At 62.3% G+C, this 15,325-nt stretch carries 14 protein-coding genes, 1 tRNA gene and 1 pseudogene; 6 read left to right on the top strand and 10 right to left on the bottom strand.

The features are described 5' to 3' along the window. Positions 1 to 16: 16 nt before the first annotated feature. From RSO67_RS18125 to RSO67_RS18095, 7 genes and pseudogenes are all read right to left on the bottom strand, one after another. Positions 17 to 707: pseudogene (locus RSO67_RS18125) on the bottom strand (response regulator). Next, positions 704 to 3,424, bottom strand: a complete 2,721-nt coding sequence (locus tag RSO67_RS18120; protein ID WP_315839982.1) for a sensor histidine kinase KdpD — start codon at positions 3,422 to 3,424, stop codon at positions 704 to 706. The pseudogene RSO67_RS18125 and the gene RSO67_RS18120 overlap by 4 nt, the downstream one beginning before the upstream one ends. 40 nt (positions 3,425 to 3,464) lie before the next feature. Continuing rightward, positions 3,465 to 4,070: a K(+)-transporting ATPase subunit C gene (locus RSO67_RS18115; RefSeq protein WP_315839981.1), complete on the bottom strand. Its 606-nt coding sequence runs from the start codon at positions 4,068 to 4,070 to the stop codon at positions 3,465 to 3,467. An 11-nt stretch (positions 4,071 to 4,081) separates the two neighbouring features. Continuing rightward, on the bottom strand, positions 4,082 to 6,205 hold the full coding sequence (kdpB, locus tag RSO67_RS18110; protein ID WP_315839980.1) for a potassium-transporting ATPase subunit KdpB: 2,124 nt from the start codon (positions 6,203 to 6,205) through the stop codon (positions 4,082 to 4,084). A gap of 21 nt (positions 6,206 to 6,226) precedes the next feature. Next, on the bottom strand, positions 6,227 to 7,930 hold the full coding sequence (kdpA, locus tag RSO67_RS18105; protein WP_315839979.1) for a potassium-transporting ATPase subunit KdpA: 1,704 nt from the start codon (positions 7,928 to 7,930) through the stop codon (positions 6,227 to 6,229). Positions 7,931 to 7,958: 28 nt separating this feature from the next. Continuing rightward, positions 7,959 to 8,048 carry a K(+)-transporting ATPase subunit F gene (locus RSO67_RS18100; RefSeq protein WP_081421711.1) on the bottom strand — a complete coding sequence of 30 codons (90 nt, stop codon included), beginning with the start codon at positions 8,046 to 8,048 and terminating at the stop codon, positions 7,959 to 7,961. 10 nt (positions 8,049 to 8,058) lie between these two features. Further along, positions 8,059 to 8,217, bottom strand: coding sequence for a hypothetical protein (locus RSO67_RS18095; protein ID WP_315839978.1), 159 nt, complete (start codon positions 8,215 to 8,217; stop codon positions 8,059 to 8,061). A gap of 211 nt (positions 8,218 to 8,428) precedes the next feature. Between RSO67_RS18095 and RSO67_RS18090 the strand changes: the two genes are divergently transcribed. The 3 genes from RSO67_RS18090 (at position 8,429) to RSO67_RS18080 (ending at position 10,557) form a co-directional block, all read left to right on the top strand. Further along, the gene (locus tag RSO67_RS18090; protein WP_410001756.1) at positions 8,429 to 8,887 is read left to right on the top strand and encodes a hypothetical protein; all 459 of its coding nucleotides are present in this window, start codon (positions 8,429 to 8,431) and stop codon (positions 8,885 to 8,887) included. A gap of 180 nt (positions 8,888 to 9,067) precedes the next feature. After that, entirely contained in the window at positions 9,068 to 9,925 is an 858-nt protein-coding gene (locus RSO67_RS18085; protein ID WP_315844292.1) for a 2-dehydro-3-deoxygalactonokinase, read from the top strand. Then, complete coding sequence (locus tag RSO67_RS18080; protein WP_315839977.1) at positions 9,922 to 10,557, top strand: 2-dehydro-3-deoxy-6-phosphogalactonate aldolase; 636 nt, start codon at positions 9,922 to 9,924, stop codon at positions 10,555 to 10,557. The genes RSO67_RS18085 and RSO67_RS18080 overlap by 4 nt, the downstream gene beginning before the upstream one ends. 151 nt (positions 10,558 to 10,708) lie before the next feature. Here RSO67_RS18080 and RSO67_RS18075 read toward each other — a convergent pair. Beyond that, positions 10,709 to 10,795 (bottom strand) — tRNA-Leu (locus tag RSO67_RS18075). Between the two features lie 163 nt (positions 10,796 to 10,958). Here RSO67_RS18075 and RSO67_RS18070 point away from each other — a divergent pair. Then, positions 10,959 to 11,927 carry a complex I NDUFA9 subunit family protein gene (locus tag RSO67_RS18070; protein ID WP_315839976.1) on the top strand — a complete coding sequence of 323 codons (969 nt, stop codon included), beginning with the start codon at positions 10,959 to 10,961 and terminating at the stop codon, positions 11,925 to 11,927. A gap of 70 nt (positions 11,928 to 11,997) precedes the next feature. Here the strand turns inward: RSO67_RS18070 and RSO67_RS18065 are convergent, their stop codons facing one another. Continuing rightward, the gene (locus tag RSO67_RS18065; RefSeq protein ID WP_315839975.1) at positions 11,998 to 12,807 is read right to left on the bottom strand and encodes an undecaprenyl-diphosphate phosphatase; all 810 of its coding nucleotides are present in this window, start codon (positions 12,805 to 12,807) and stop codon (positions 11,998 to 12,000) included. A gap of 205 nt (positions 12,808 to 13,012) precedes the next feature. On the opposite strand from RSO67_RS18065, the gene RSO67_RS18060 reads away from it, so the two are divergent. Then, positions 13,013 to 13,705 carry a glutathione S-transferase family protein gene (locus tag RSO67_RS18060; protein ID WP_068730287.1) on the top strand — a complete coding sequence of 231 codons (693 nt, stop codon included), beginning with the start codon at positions 13,013 to 13,015 and terminating at the stop codon, positions 13,703 to 13,705. Then, a complete protein-coding gene (gene queG / locus RSO67_RS18055; protein ID WP_315839974.1) occupies positions 13,654 to 14,889 on the top strand; it encodes a tRNA epoxyqueuosine(34) reductase QueG in 1,236 nt (411 codons plus the stop codon). Before RSO67_RS18060 ends, queG begins: the two co-directional genes overlap by 52 nt. On the opposite strand, the gene RSO67_RS18050 is transcribed toward queG, so the two are convergent. After that, positions 14,849 to 15,319, bottom strand: coding sequence for a nuclear transport factor 2 family protein (locus RSO67_RS18050; RefSeq protein WP_315839973.1), 471 nt, complete (start codon positions 15,317 to 15,319; stop codon positions 14,849 to 14,851). The two genes, queG and RSO67_RS18050, sit on opposite strands and share 41 nt — an antisense overlap. Positions 15,320 to 15,325 lie beyond the last annotated feature (6 nt).

Genomic DNA, 15,325 nt, shown 5'->3' with positions numbered 1-15,325 from the left:
ACGGGTTTGCCGCTGGCTATTCGCCGGCGCGCAGCCGATAGCCGACACCCGTTTCGGTCAGGACGAATTGCGGGCGCTCCGGATCAAGCTCGATCTTTTGACGCAACTGGCGGACATAAACGCGCAGATATTGCGCGTCGGTGAGCTCGTCCCACAATTCCTTCAGCAGAAACCGGTGAGTCAGCACCTTGCCGGCATGCTGCACCAAGACTCGCAGTAACTCATATTCCTTCGGGGACAGCTTCACATCGCGGTCACCGACCTTGACGATGCGGCGCACCAGATCGACCGACAATTCGCCGGATCGGAATACCGGCCGCTCGCCGTGAACCTGCAGCTGATGCCTGAGCGCGGCCCGCATGCGCGCCAGCAGCTCATCCATGCCAAACGGCTTGGTGAGATAGTCGTCGGCACCGAGATCGAGCGCCTGCACCTTGCCGGCCTCGTCCCCGCGGCTCGACAGCACCACGATCGGCACGCTGTCATCGCGGGCGCGAGATCATCTGCAGCAGATCGTGGCCCTGGATGTCGGGCAGGCCGAGATCAAGGATGATCACGGCTGGTTTCTCCGCCAGTTTCTCCAGCGCGATCTTGCCGTTGCTAGCCTCCAGGATGTCATAGCCCTGGGTGCTGAGGCCCATGCGCAGCAATTTGCGGATCGGCGGCTCATCATCGATGATCAGGACCTTGATGGCAGCGGTGTTCATGCGGCGGTGTCCAGAGCTTCGGAGGCCGGCGGGATGGCAAGGCGGATGGTCAGCACGGCGCCTGATCGGTCGGCGCGGTTGGTGGCCGAGATCGTGCCATGCATTGCCTCAACAAAGCCCCGCGAGATCGCAAGGCCGAGGCCGGTACCCGCCCGAACGTGATCGCCCTTGTTGGCGCGATAGAATTTATCGAACACCTGCTCGAGATCGGCGGGTGGAATGCCTGCCCCCTCGTCCGTCACCTGCAGCGAGACTGAGTCCGCATCGCGCATGGCCCTGATCGTGATGGTGGTGTCATCCGGGGCATACTTCGCGGCATTATCAAGCAAATTGAACAGCACCTGCTCGAACAGTACCGCATCCAGCTCCAGCATCGGCAGGTTTGGCGACAGATCGAGCGCGACGCGATGTCTGCTGAGGATCTTGCCGGCCCGGCGCAGCGCACTGCCGACGATCTCGGTGAGATCCTGCAGTGTTGCATTGGGCACCACGGCACCGGACTCCAGCTTGGTCATATCCAGCAGATTGGCGATAAAGCGGTTCAGCCGCTCGGATTCGTCAATCACCGTGCCGAGCAGATCGGCCTTCTCGGTCTCGCTGAGCTTCGGCGACAGATCGCGCAGCGTGGAAGCCGCGCCGAGCACGGAGGCCAGCGGCGTCTTCAGATCATGCGAGATCGAGGTCAGCAGCGCCTGACGCAACCGATCGGATTCGACGTTGCGCTCGGCGCGGTCCATGTCTTCCACGAGCTGCACCCGCTCGATGGCGAGTGCGCTCTGATCCACAAGCGCATCCAGCAACCGGCGCTGGTCGGGTGTCAGCAATGGCCCCGTGCGGTCATCGTCGATGCCGATCACGCCGATCGGTCCACGGCCGGTGCGCATCGGCAGAAACAGCCGCTTCGCGCCGGGCAATGTCTCGGAGCCACGACCGGCCGGGCGATCATTGCTCCAGGCCCAGTTGGCAGCGGCCAGATCCGCCTTGTCCAATTCGTCCTCAGGGGGATAGCCGGCCTTGACGGTGATAACGCCCTGTTCCGGCAGCAGAAGAACGACGCGCACCTTGAGCATCAATGCGATCTGATAGGCGCTCGCCCATAGCACGTCGTCGAGTGCCGCCGTGCCAGCGAGTTTGCGGCTGAACGCGTAGAGCGACTCGGTCGTCCGCACGCGGCCGAAGGCCGAGACGGCCTGCGTGCGTACCCGCGCCGCGACATTGGACACCAGAATGGCGATCAGCATGAAGAAGAAGAACGCCGCGACATTGGTCGGATCGGTGATGGTGAGCGTGTAGACCGGCGGCAGGAAGAAGAAATTATAGCTCAGCGATGCCACGACGCTCGCCAGCAGCGATGGCCAAAGGCCGAAGCGCACGGCTACACCGACCACAGCAGTGAGAAACATCAGATCGACATTCTCGATGCCGAAGATCGGACGCAGCAGCGTTGCGGCCCCAAGAGCCACCGCCACGACGGCAACTGCTGCGATATAGGGCTTTGCGTCGAACGGCTCGACGCGATCGGTCATCTGCGCGCGCTTCGCGGCAGGTTCGGCCGGCAGTGCATCGCCGGCGATGACATGCACGCTGATATTGCCTGCGCGCCGCACGAGATCATGCACTACCGAACCGCGCACCAGTTCGAACCACCATGACCGCGATGCCTTGCCAATCACGATCTGGGTGACGTTGTTGGCATGGGCATAGCCGAGCAGATCGTCGGCAATCCGCCGTCCAGCCCCCGGAATCGTCAGGGCTTCGGCACCAAGCGCTTCAGCGAGCCGCAGCGTATCGGCCAGCCTGTCGCGCTGTTCCTCCGTGAGCTGAAGGCTGCGCCGCGTTTCGATGCTCACTGCCGTCCATGGCGCATGCAGGCGATCGGCAAGACGCTTGGTGTAGCGCACCAGCCCGGCCGACCGCGGGTCCTCACTAATACAGACCAGAATGCGTTCACCGGCAGCCCATGGGCCGGCGATGGCATTGGCCTGCATATGCGTGAGCAATTGCTCATCGACCCGGTCGGCCGTCCGTCGCAACGCCAACTCGCGCAACGCCGTGAGATTGCCAGGCGAGAAATAATGTTCCAGCGCGCGCTCGGCCTGTTTGGGAACGTAGACTTTGCCTTCCTTCAGACGCTGAATCAGATCGTCCGGGGTGAGGTCGATCAGCTCGATGGCGTCCGCCCGATCGAACACCGAATCCGGCACGGTCTCGCGCACCCGCACATGGGTGATCTGTGCGACCACATCATTCAGACTTTCGATGTGCTGGATATTGACCGCCGTATAGACGTCGATCCCTGCGGCCAATAATTCCGCGACGTCGAGATAACGCTTGGGATGGCGGCTGCCCGGCGCGTTGGTATGAGCGAGTTCGTCCACCAATGCGATCTGCGGCCGCCGTGCGATCAAGGCATCGAGGTCCATTTCCTCGAGGACTTGACCCTTGTGATCGATACGGCGCCGGGGAATGACTTCAAGACCCGTGAGTAGCGCCTCAGTCTCGGCGCGCCCGTGGGTCTCGACCACGCCAACCACCACATCGACGCCCGCCTTGCGCCTGGCGTGGGCGCTTTGCAGCATCTCATAGGTCTTGCCGACGCCGGGGGCGGCGCCGACAAAAATCTTCAACCGCCCGGCCGCACCTTCCTCGCGCCTTGCTGTTTCCAGTAAGGCTTCAGGCGAAGGTCGTTGATCGGGATCGCGGCGCTGATTTGCCATAAGGCAATATAGTCTCCGCTACGGCTGCGGCCTAGACGACCTACTTGGGTGCGGCGGCGTCCAGCGCGAGATTCAAGGCGAGAACGTTAACGCGCGGTTCGCCCAACAGGCCGCCGAGGCGGCCCTCGACCTTTTCGGTCACCAGCTGGCGGACGCGGTCCTCCGGCAGCTTACGCGCCTTGGCGACGCGAGGCACCTGAAACAGCGCCCCCTCCGGCGAGATGTTGGGGTCGAGGCCGCTGCCCGAGGTGGTGACGAGATCGATCGGCACCGGCATCGATGGATTCTCCGCCTTCAGCTTCTCGACGTCGTCCCTGACGCGGTCGATCAGCGCCTTGCTGGTCGGACCGAGATTAGAGCCCATCGAGTTCACCGCGTTATAGGGCTGCGGCACGGTTTTGGTAGAATCCTGCGGATCGGGACCCAGGGTCGCGGATGGGCGACCGTGGAAGTATTCGTCGCCCTTGAACTCCTGACCGATCAGGGACGAGCCGACAACCTTGCCGTCCCGTTCGATGAGGCTGCCTTGCGCCTGGTTCGGCATGATCGCTTCGGCGACGCCCGTCATCGCGAGCGGATAGCCGAGGCCAGCGATGGCGGTGAGGCCGAGCAGCAGAACGATGGCCGGGCGAATTTCTCTCAACATAACGTAACTCCTCAAACCAGGTGCAAGGCGGTGACGACGAGGTCGATCGCCTTGATACCGATGAACGGAACGATGATGCCGCCGAGGCCATAAATCAGCAGATTGCGGCCGAGCAATGCGCCGGCGCCGATCGGACGATAGGCGACGCCTTTCAGGGCGAGCGGGATCAGCGCAATGATGATGATCGCGTTGAAGATGATAGCCGACAGGATGGCGCTCTGCGGGCTCGCCAGCTTCATGACATTGAGCGCTTCAAGCTGCGGATAGAAGGCGAGGAAGATCGCCGGGATGATGGCGAAGTACTTCGCCACGTCATTGGCGATCGAGAACGTGGTCAGCGCCCCCCGCGTCATCAGGAGCTGCTTGCCGATTTCGACGACCTCGATGAGCTTGGTCGGATTGGAGTCGAGATCGACCATATTGCCGGCTTCACGCGCTGCCTGCGTACCGGTGTTCATCGCAACGCCCACATCGGCCTGCGCCAGTGCCGGCGCGTCGTTGGTGCCGTCGCCGCACATCGCCACCAACTTGCCCTTGGCCTGCTCGTCGCGGATGAGCTGCAGCTTGTCCTCGGGTGTCGCCTGCGCCAGGAAATCATCGACACCGGCTTCGGCTGCGATGGCTGCAGCGGTCATCGGATTGTCGCCGGTGATCATGATGGTGCGGATGCCCATACGGCGCAGCTCCGCGAAACGCTCACGGATGCCGCCCTTGACGATGTCCTTCAGATGGATGACGCCGAGCAGCTTGCCATCGCGCGCGACCGCCAACGGGGTGCCGCCGGCCTTTGCAATCTCGTCGGAGATCGCCTGGATCTCGCGTGCCGTATCCGACATCGCGGCCGGCTGCATCGCACGCACAGTGTTGCCGGACGCCACGGCGAACGACGAGCCACCGTTAACGTAAGCGAGTATCGAATCCACCGCGCCCTTGCGGACCGACGAGCCACCGGCATCGACACCGCTCATCCGGGTCTGTGCGGTGAACGGCACGAAAGTCGCTGACAGTTCGGCCATGTCGCGGCCGCGGATGCCGTATTTCTCCTTGGCCAGCACGACGATGGAGCGGCCTTCCGGGGTTTCGTCCGCGAGCGATGCAAGCTGCGCCGCATCGGCCAGTTCCTGTTCGGTCACGCCGCGCACCGGACGGAAGGCTGTCGCCTGACGGTTGCCGAGCGTGATGGTGCCGGTCTTGTCCAGTAAGAGCGTATCGACATCGCCGGCCGCCTCCACCGCGCGGCCAGACATCGCCAGCACGTTGAAGCGCACCAAGCGGTCCATACCGGCAATGCCGATAGCCGAAAGTAGCGCGCCGATGGTGGTCGGGATCAAGGTCACGAACAGCGCCACCAGCACCACCACCGAGATCGAACCACCGGCATAGGCCGCATAGCTCGGGATCGTCACCGTCGCGAACACGAAGATGATGGTGAGGCCGACCAAGAGAATGTTCAGCGCGATCTCGTTCGGTGTCTTCTGCCGCTCGGCGCCTTCGACCAGCTTGATCATGCGGTCGATAAAGGTCGAGCCTTGCGCCGCAGTGATGCGGACGCGAATCCAGTCGGACAGCACCTGCGTGCCGCCGGTGACCGCCGAGCGATCGCCGCCAGATTCACGAATGACAGGTGCGGACTCGCCGGTGATCGCCGCCTCATTGACTGAAGCCACGCCTTCGATCACTTCACCGTCGGACGGAATGTTGTCGCCGGCTTCCACCAGAACGACATCGCCGACCTTCAGGCTGGTGCCCGAGACCATGCGATAGCTCTTGTCACCGCTGTCGCTGCCGGTGAGCAGCTTGGCCTGGCTTTCGGTGCGGGTCTTCTTCAGCGATTCCGCCTGCGCCTTGCCGCGCCCTTCGGCGACGGCTTCGGCAAAGTTGGCGAACAGCACCGTGAACCAGAGCCAGAGGATGATCTGGAATGCAAATCCCAGATCGCTTCCGCCGGTGATGACGTTCTTGATGAAGATCACCGTGGTGAGTGCGGCGACGACCTCGACCACGAACATCACAGGGTTCTTGATCATCAGTCGCGGATCGAGTTTCGTAAAAGCCGAGCCGATGGCTGGGATGACAATTTTCGAATCGAGCATGGCCGAGACCGGCACCCGCTTCTGCAGTTTCAACGTTTCCATGATGAATACTCCGAAATCCGATCAGAACAGGGTGCTGGCGGTCATCGCGAGGTGCTCGACGATCGGCCCAAGCGCGAGCGCCGGGAAGAAAGTGAGACCGCCGATGATCAGAATCACGCCGATGACGAGGCCGACGAACAATCCGCCGGTCGTCGGCAAGGTGCCGGCCGAAGCCGGGATCGACTTCTTCGCGGCCAATGATCCGGCTAGCGCCATGGCTGGCACGATCATGAAGAAGCGGCCGACGAACATCGAACTCGCCAGTGTGAGGTTGTAAAAGAAGGTGTTGCCAGTGAGCCCGCCGAAGGCCGAGCCGTTATTGCCGGTGGCCGAGGTGAAGGCGTAGAGCACTTCAGTGAAGCCATGCGGCCCAGCATTGGCCATGGAGGCCACGGCCGAGGGCAGCACCACCGACACCGCGGTCCAACCGAGATACATCAGCGGCAACACGAGAATGGCAAGCATCGCCATCTTTACTTCGCGCGCCTCGATCTTCTTGCCGACATATTCCGGTGTGCGACCGACCATCAGACCGGCGACGAAGATCGCCAGCACGACGAACAGCAGCATGCCATAGAGACCGGCACCGACGCCGCCGACGATGATCTCGCCGAGCTGCATATTGATCAGCGGGATCATGCCGCCAATCGCTGTGAACGAGTCATGCATCGCATTGACCGCACCGCAGGATGCTGCCGTGGTGATGACGGCGAACAGGCTGGAGGCAACGATGCCGAAGCGCATCTCCTTGCCCTCCATATTGCCGCCAGTGAGACCGAGTGCATTCAGGCCTGTGGTGCCCGAGGCTTCAGCGCCATAGGTGATCGCGACGCCGGTAATGAACAGCACGCCCATCACGGCCAGGATCGCCCAGCCCTGCCTGGGATTACCGACCATACGGCCGAACACATTGGTCATCGCCGCACCCAGCGCGAAGATCGAGATCATCTGGATGAAATTCGACAGCGCGGTTGGATTCTCGAACGGATGCGCCGCATTGGCGTTGAAGAAGCCGCCGCCATTGGTGCCGAGCATCTTGATGGCGACCTGCGAGGCGACGGGACCGACCGCGATGGTCTGCTTCGCACCTTCCAGCGTCGTCGCATCGACATAGGCGCCGAGCGTCTGCGGAATGCCCTGCCAGACCAGGAACAGCGTGTAGACGATGCAGATCGGCAGCAGCACATAGAGCGTGCAACGGGTGATATCGACCCAGAAATTACCGATGGTGCGCATCGACGACCGTGCAAAGCCGCGAATCAGTGCCACGGCCAATGCGATGCCGGCCGCTGCCGACAGAAAGTTATGTACCGTCAGACCCAGCATCTGGGTCAGATACGACATGGTACTTTCGCCGCCGTAGTTCTGCCAGTTGGTGTTGGTGACGAAGGAGATCGCGGTGTTGAAGGAGAGATCTTCGGCGACCGCGGACTGCCCGGCAGGATTGAACGGCAGCACGGCCTGCAGCCGCATGATCGCGTAGAGACCGAGGAAGCCGACCACGTGGAATAGCAGCATGGCAACCGTATAGGTCAGCCAGTGCTGCTCACGTTTCTCGTCGACGCCACCGATCCAGTACAGCCCGGCTTCGACCGGTCGCAGAATAGGAGAGAGGAAAGTACGCTCTCCATTGAAAACGGATGTCATGTAGCCGCCGAGCGGCTTCACCAGCGCGAGAACCACCGCGCAGTACAGAGCAATTTGAATCCAGCCAATCATTGTCATGTCAGTTGACCTTTTGAGGTGCGCGCGCTCAGAACCGCTCGGGCCGCAGCAGCGCGTAAGTGAGGTAGATCAGCAATGCCGCGGACACGAAGCCGGCGAGCGTGTAATCGAAAATCATGATGCGCTCCTCACAGCCGCTCGCAGGCATAGGCGTAGCCCAGGGTGAGAATGAAAAAGCCGAGCCCGAGGGCCAGCATGACGATGTCCAGCATGGAATGCTCCTGATGCAATGACTGCGGCGGCACGGAGCAGACGGCTCGCGGGCCCGATGCACGATCAGGTGCCATTCAGGACGTAGGTTTTCGAGATGAGGCCAGCAGCGAACTTATAGGAATCTCATAAAGACGCGGCGGGGCGCATGCGCGTGCGCCGCTAGTCCTCGAGCGCTTATGCAGCCTTTATATCTTCGTGCCCGAAGCTGCCTCGTATTCAAATGACGGACTACGGATATTGCATGATGCGGTCTTCCGAAGATCGCGCTGTTCATGGAGACCCGTCATGTCGTTCATCTCGATTCAGCGAACGCCCCTTTGCGATGCGCCATCCGAAACGGCCCCGCTTGACGCTACGAGTTTCACCGCGATCTGCCTCACCACCTGCAAGCGTCTGCCCGCGATGCGTCGCACGGCGGAGGCCCAGCGCCTCGATCGTCTGGTCGCGGCCGGCGCCTGGACCGATGCCGCGCTTGCCTTGATCGCGATCGAACTGCCGCGGTGGCAAGTGCGTCGGCTCGCTTATGACGAAGGTGAATGGCATTGCGCTCTCTCGAACCAGCGTGACCTTCCAGACTGGCTGGACAGCGCCGTCGAGACGCATCACCCAGACATGGCGACGGCGATCCTGGATGCATTTCGCGCTGTTGTTAGCCGCGGAGGCACGCCGCATCTGACGCAAGCGCCCGTGCGCGCGATCCAACCCACCGATTCCGAGCCGATGCTGTGTGAGAATTACTGTTGAGCGAAGAGGGTCGGTGCGCAATGCTGTAGCTCGACCGCCGCGAACGGCCTTCCAACAGCGACGCTTTCGGCTATGCTCGGCACGAATTCGTGCCATGAGAAGCCGGAGCGACGCGTGACATCAGGCAAACCGGCTTTCGTTGCAGTCGATTGGGGCACCAGCAGCTTTCGAGGCTGGTTGATGGCCGCCGACGGCAGCGTGCTTGCGGAGACCCGCGGGCCTGAAGGCATGCTGCATTGCGCGACTGCCGGCTTCGCTCCGGTGCTCGCTAATCACCTTGCCAGACTCGGTGCGACGCAGGACCTGCCCGTGTTGATCTGCGGCATGGCCGGCGCACGACAGGGCTGGATCGAGGCGCCCTATCTGCACACACCGACACGCCTCGACGCCTTGCACGACGGTGCGCAGCGTGTCGACACGCAAGGCGACGTGCGTATCCTGCCCGGCATTGCCCAGGCCGACGCCGCGGCGCCCGACGTCATGCGCGGCGAAGAGACGCAACTGCTCGGCGTGACCGAGCCCGGCTTCACCGGTCTCGTCTGCATTCCCGGCACCCACAGCAAATGGGTCTGGATCGAGTCCGGCAGCGTGGTGTCATTCACGACCTATATGACCGGCGAGCTCTTTTCGGTCATCACTCAACACAGCATCCTGAAACACGCTGTGGATCACGACGCGCCGCCGCCTGTAGCGAATGATGCGTTCCGCGACGGCCTGCAACGCGCGCTCCATGCGCCGGCTGGCTTGACTGCTTCGCTCTTCAGCTTGCGCGCGGCGCAACTGCTCGGCTTCCAACAACAAGCCGACGGCGCGGCACGCCTGTCGGGCCTCCTCATCGGCACAGAAATCGCCGATGCCGGATCGCACTATGGCACGCGGCATCCGGTGCGCCTGATCGGCGCCGGCGCGCTCAAGGATCTCTATGCGTCCGCGCTTGCCGCTGCCGGCTTCGAGGTCGCCATCGTCGATGCCGAACGCGCGTCGCAACACGGCCTGACCAAGGCCGCAATCCATCTTTGGGGAGCTCAGTTCACATGAACCAGCCAATCCGTTGGCCCACCGTGAAGCGTCCGCTCGTCGCCATCCTGCGCGGCGTGCAGCCCGACGAGGTGGAGGGCATCGTCGAGACGTTGATCGACACCGGCTTCGAGATGATCGAGGTACCACTGAACTCGCCCGATCCGTTCGATTCCATCGCACGGATCCGCAAACGATTTGGCGACGACACCCTGATCGGCGCCGGCACTGTCCTCACCGCGGATGACTGCGCCCGCGTCGCTGATGTCGGCGGGCGTCTGATGGTGAGCCCGAATGTCGATGTCGATGTGCTGGCAATGGCAGTGAACCGCGGCATGGTCACGATGCCCGGCGTGTTCTCGCCGACCGAAGCTTTCCTCGCGTTGCGCGCGGGCGCTTCCGCATTGAAATTCTTTCCGGCGTCGATCCTCGGGCCGTCCGGCATCGCCGCCATTTGCGCGGTTCTGCCCAAGGATGCCGTGATTGGGGCTGTTGGTGGTGTTTCCGATCGGAATTTCGCGGGCTATATCGCCGCCGGCATACAGGTCTTCGGCCTTGGCAGCAGCCTGTACCGGCCTGGAATGAGCGCTATCGAGGTGAAGGCGACCGCGCAGGCATCTGTCGTGGCTTATGATCAGGCGATGGCCCGCTAGAAGCAGAGTGCAGTGTCTGTTTGCGGATGTCGCGCGCACTTCGCGGGGGACGGCAGGGCAAGACATCTCCGCGCCCGCAGGCATCGACCGCGCGGCCCCAAACTGTCAAATTCATTGAATTGCTCTGAATATCAGAGACTTAGGAGCACCGTGGTGCCCAGGAAAGGACTCGAACCTTCACGGCCGTTAAGCCACTGGCACCTGAAGCCAGCGCGTCTACCAATTCCGCCACCTGGGCACGTGCGAGGCACGTGGCGCGGTTAGTAGGGGGCCGTTACGCGCTTGTCAAATTGCTTCGTTCAATTCCAAATCCGCTGTACAGGCCCCGCGCGTTGGCGTATCGCGAATTGGTCTAAATTCCCCCGTTTTGCCCTTGCATGACTGACTCAAGGAACTGATCCATGGCTGCCCCCATCGACACCCTCGTTACGGTTTTCGGCGGATCCGGCTTCGTGGGACGCCATGTGGTCCGCGCGCTGGCCAAGCGCGAATACCGGATCAGGGTCGCCGTGCGTCGGCCGGAACTGGCCGGCCATCTGCAGCCGCTTGGCCGTGTCGGACAGATCAACATTGTTCAGGCCAATTTGCGCCACCCGGCCTCGATCAAGGCCGCAATGCGCGATGCCAGCATCGTCGTCAATCTGGTGGGCATCCTGACCGAAAGCGGCGCGCAGACCTTTGATGCCGTGCAGGCGCGGGGCGCCGGCGCGGTGGCGCAGGCCGCCGCCGAGATCGGCGCGCGGATGGTGCAGTTTTCAGCCATCGGCGCCGATGCCGATTCCGAATCGGCCTATGCCCGTGCCAAGGCGGCCGGTGAGCAGGCCGTGCTGGCGGCCGTGCCTTCCGCAACGATCCTGCGCCCGTCGATCGTGTTCGGCCCCGAGGATCAGTTCACCAATCGATTTGCCAATCTCGCCCGGATGGCCCCGGTGATGCCGGTGTTCGGCGCCACGACCAAAATGCAGCCGGTCTATGTGGGCGATGTCGCCCAGGCTGCGGCCGATGCCGTCGACGGCAAGACCAAGCCGGGCGCCACTTATGAACTCGGCGGTCCGGAAGTGCTGACGATGAGTGAAATCATCGACATCATCCTTGCGACCATCGAGCGCAAGCGCATGACGCTGCCGGTGCCGACGGCCATCGCCAAGCTGCAGTCCTATTTCCTGCAATTCGCTCCGGGCGACTTCAAGCTGACGCCGGATCAGGTCACCATGCTGCGCGTCGACAATGTGGTGTCGGAAGCCGCCAAGGCGGCCGGGCTAACGCTGGATGGCTTGGGTATTGCCGCTGATTCGCTGGAAGCGATTGCGCCACAATATCTCTGGCGCTTCCGCGCTACCGGTCAGTTCGCACATAACGGCATAAACTGACGATATTGTCGCCCCCGCCTGGCACGCCGAAAGGCGTGCGCGGCGGGGATGACAGCAGGGTATGTGAAATTCAGTAGCCCAGCGCCAGCGCGATCAGCCCGAGCGTACCGACGATCACGCGCCACCATGCGAACAACGCGAAGCCGTGGCGGGTCACGTAGCCGAGAAAGCTTTTCACCACGATGATCGCGGTGATGAACGACACCACGAAACCGATGGCGATGATCACGCCGTGATCGACCGAGAGATCCGCGCGGCTCTTGTAGAGATCATAGACGAAGGCCCCGACCATTGTCGGGATCGCCAGGAAGAACGAAAACTCGGCCGCTGCACGCTTCTCGGCGCCAAGCAGCATGGCACCGACGATGGTGGCACCGGAGCGCGACACGCCAGGGATCATCGCCACGCACTGCGCGAGACCAATCTTGAGATACATCGGCAACGGGAACGTGGTGGCATCGTGATGCACGGGCTTAAGATCGAGCTGATCGACCCAGAGCAGGATCGCACCGCCGACAATCAACGAAAAGCACACGACCCACGGATTGAACAAATAGCTTTTGACGTAGCCGCCGGCGGCAGCGCCAATGATCGCGGCAGGCAGGAACGCGACCAGCACGCCGACCACGAAACGGCGCGCCGCAGTGTCGCCTTTGAACAGGTTCAGCGCGATATGCCACAACTTGCCGAAGTAAAGTGCAAGGATCGCCAGAATGGCGCCGAGCTGGATCAGCACGGCGAAGCTCTTCCAGAAATTGTCCTCGCCCAGATCGAAGAAGCGTTCCGCGAGCAGCAGATGCCCCGTTGAGGAAACCGGCAGGAACTCGGTGACACCCTCGATAATGCCGAGAATCACCGCCCTTATCGCATCAGACATCATCTGCTTATCTGTCCTTCGTCAGTGTGGGCCTGAAAAAGCCGGGTTCTTCTCGCCTATTCCCTTCATTGCTGCAATCGCAAATACCATCACATTCGCGGGTTGCCTCAGAGCCAAGCTTCGCTAGTTTGGCGCGCGCCGCGTGACACTTTTACCACCGACGCAACCGAGACGCTTTCTTAACGACCGCATAACTATCAAGGCCCGCATGTACACGCTTTACCATCACTCGTTCTGTCCGCATTCCCGCTTCATTCGTCTCGTACTCGGCGAATACGGACTCGACCTCACATTGGTGGACGAGCGGCCGTGGGATCGACGCGAGGCATTTCTGGCGCTCAATCCTGCGGGAACTACGCCTGTGCTGCTCACCGACGGTTTCCCGCCCATTCCTGGCGCCGGGATCATTGCCGAGTATATAGACGAGACCCATGGACCGGAGATGGGCGATCGCCGCCTGCTGCCTGTCGCGATGGCGGAACGCATCGAAGTGCGCCGGCTGATGGCGTGGTTCAACGAGAAATTCTTCGAGGAAGCCTCCGGTCCGTTGGTCACCGAGCGCATCTACAAGCGCTTCATGAGCGAAGAGGTCGGCGGCGGCGCCCCGGCGATGGATGTGATTCGCGCAGCCACCGCAAATGTGCGCTATCATCTGGCCTATATCGGCTGGCTGGCGCGGACGCGCAATTTTCTGGCCGGTGACCGACTGACTTACGCGGATCTGGTCGCGGCAGCCCATCTGTCGGCGATCGACTATCTGGGCGATGTGCCATGGAGCGAGGACGACGCGGCGAAGGCGTGGTACGCGCGGGTGAAATCCCGTCCGTCGTTCCGACCGCTGCTGAGCGAATGGCTGGCGGGCGTGCCGGCATCGCGGACCTATGTGGATCTCGATTTCTGAGCCCATCCGCTAACGACGACCGCGCCACGCTTCCCGCCGATCTCAAGGATACGCTGACGCGCGAGGCGAAGGCGCTGGGCTTCGATTCAATCGGGATCACCGATCCCGATGCCATTGCCGGCGTGCGCGAGCGGCTGCAGGAATTTCTCAATGCCGGCGCCCATGGCGACATGGAGTGGCTTGCCGACAATCCAGACCGCCGCGCCGACCCGAAGGTGATGTGGCAGGATGTTCGTTCCGTCATCATGCTCGGCGTCAATTATGGACCCGACGAGAACCCGCTTGAGATTCTGAAGCAGTGCTCGCATGCCGCGATCTCGGTCTATGCCCGCGGCGACGACTATCATGACCTCATCAAGAAGCGCCTGAAGCTGCTGGCGCGCTGGCTGATCGCGCAAGCCGGCGGCGATGTGAAGGTGTTCGTCGATACGGCCGCCGTGATGGAGAAGCCACTTGCCGGCGCTGCGGGTCTGGGCTGGCAGGGCAAGCATACCAATCTCGTCTCGCGCGAATTCGGCTCGTGGCTGTTTCTCGGCGCGATCTTCACTACGCTCGAATTACCGCGTGATGCGCGGGCGAATGATAGCTGCGGTTCGTGCCAGGCCTGTCTCGACAGCTGCCCGACATCGGCCTTTCCGGCGCCTTACAAACTCGATGCGCGGCGCTGCATTTCCTATCTCACGATCGAGAACAAGGGCCCGATCCCGCACGAATTCCGCAAACCCATGGGCAATCGCATCTATGGCTGCGACGATTGCCTCGCCGCCTGCCCGTGGAACAAGTTCGCTCAGGAAGGCCGCGAGATCAAACTCGCCGCACGCGATGAGTTGCGCGCGCCGTCGCTGGCCGAACTTGTAAGGCTCGATGACCCGTCTTTCCGCACATTCTTCACGAAGTCGCCCGTGAAGCGCATTGGCCGTAACCGCTTCATTCGCAATGTGCTGATCGCCATCGGCAATTCAAACGACCTGTCGCTGATCGACGACGCGCAGCGACTGCTCGGCGATGAAAGCCCCGTGGTCCGCGGAGCTGCAGTGTGGGCGTTGTCGCAGCTGATGCCTGCGGATGCGTTTGCTGCATTGGCTGTGCAGTTCACTGAGGCCGAACAGGACGAGAGCGTCGGCAGCGAGTGGCGACTGGCCCTCAGTTCGTCAGGTGTCGCGCCATCTCCGGTCGCGCTTTGAGCGCTTCACCCTGCTTGGCGACGATCTTGGCGATACGCTCCGGCGCGAAATGCAGATCGACGAAGGCCGGCGCCGTATTGGCCACTTCATGATAGCTCACGATCTTGCCGTCACGCAGCGTCATGATCGCAACGCCTTCGAACATCGCGCGGCCGCCATTGGCTTCGGGGAGTTTCGAGCGATAGCTGAATGTGTAGCGCGCATAGAGCGTGGCGCCGTCGCTGACGGGCGTGTGCATGTCCCAACGAAAATCATCCGCGGTCCGGTAGAACCAGTCATCGACCATGTCGGCGATTTTGGCGCGGCCTTCGAAGGCGCCGTAGAAAACGTCGTGATAGACGCCGTCCTCGGTGAACAGCGCAGCGAAGCTCTGGCCGTCACGCTGTTCGACAGCATCGCAAAATGCGCGCAGCATCGCCGTGGCATCCATCCCCAG

Source organism: Tardiphaga sp. 709, assembly GCF_032401055.1.
In the GTDB taxonomy this organism is placed as follows: Bacteria; Pseudomonadota; Alphaproteobacteria; order Rhizobiales; family Xanthobacteraceae; genus Tardiphaga.
This window is presented reverse-complemented; position numbering and strand designations above follow the sequence as displayed.

Bases quoted from the DNA above. Each gene is read 5' to 3' on its own strand.
- kdpA (WP_315839979.1), bottom strand. From the start codon at position 7,930: ATGACAATGATTGGCTGGATTCAAATTGCTCTGTACTGCGCGGTGGTT.
- RSO67_RS18120 (WP_315839982.1), bottom strand. From the start codon at position 3,424: ATGGCAAATCAGCGCCGCGATCCCGATCAACGACCTTCGCCTGAAGCC.
- RSO67_RS18100 (WP_081421711.1), bottom strand. From the start codon at position 8,048: ATGATTTTCGATTACACGCTCGCCGGCTTCGTGTCCGCGGCATTGCTG.
- RSO67_RS18090 (WP_410001756.1), top strand. From the start codon at position 8,429: ATGTCGTTCATCTCGATTCAGCGAACGCCCCTTTGCGATGCGCCATCC.
- RSO67_RS18080 (WP_315839977.1), top strand. From the start codon at position 9,922: ATGAACCAGCCAATCCGTTGGCCCACCGTGAAGCGTCCGCTCGTCGCC.
- RSO67_RS18050 (WP_315839973.1), bottom strand. From the start codon at position 15,319: ATGGATGCCACGGCGATGCTGCGCGCATTTTGCGATGCTGTCGAACAG.
- RSO67_RS18095 (WP_315839978.1), bottom strand. From the start codon at position 8,217: ATGGCACCTGATCGTGCATCGGGCCCGCGAGCCGTCTGCTCCGTGCCG.
- RSO67_RS18115 (WP_315839981.1), bottom strand. From the start codon at position 4,070: ATGTTGAGAGAAATTCGCCCGGCCATCGTTCTGCTGCTCGGCCTCACC.
- RSO67_RS18060 (WP_068730287.1), top strand. From the start codon at position 13,013: ATGTACACGCTTTACCATCACTCGTTCTGTCCGCATTCCCGCTTCATT.
- RSO67_RS18065 (WP_315839975.1), bottom strand. From the start codon at position 12,807: ATGATGTCTGATGCGATAAGGGCGGTGATTCTCGGCATTATCGAGGGT.
- RSO67_RS18085 (WP_315844292.1), top strand. From the start codon at position 9,068: ATGGCCGCCGACGGCAGCGTGCTTGCGGAGACCCGCGGGCCTGAAGGC.
- kdpB (WP_315839980.1), bottom strand. From the start codon at position 6,205: ATGGAAACGTTGAAACTGCAGAAGCGGGTGCCGGTCTCGGCCATGCTC.
- queG (WP_315839974.1), top strand. From the start codon at position 13,654: ATGGCTGGCGGGCGTGCCGGCATCGCGGACCTATGTGGATCTCGATTT.
- RSO67_RS18070 (WP_315839976.1), top strand. From the start codon at position 10,959: ATGGCTGCCCCCATCGACACCCTCGTTACGGTTTTCGGCGGATCCGGC.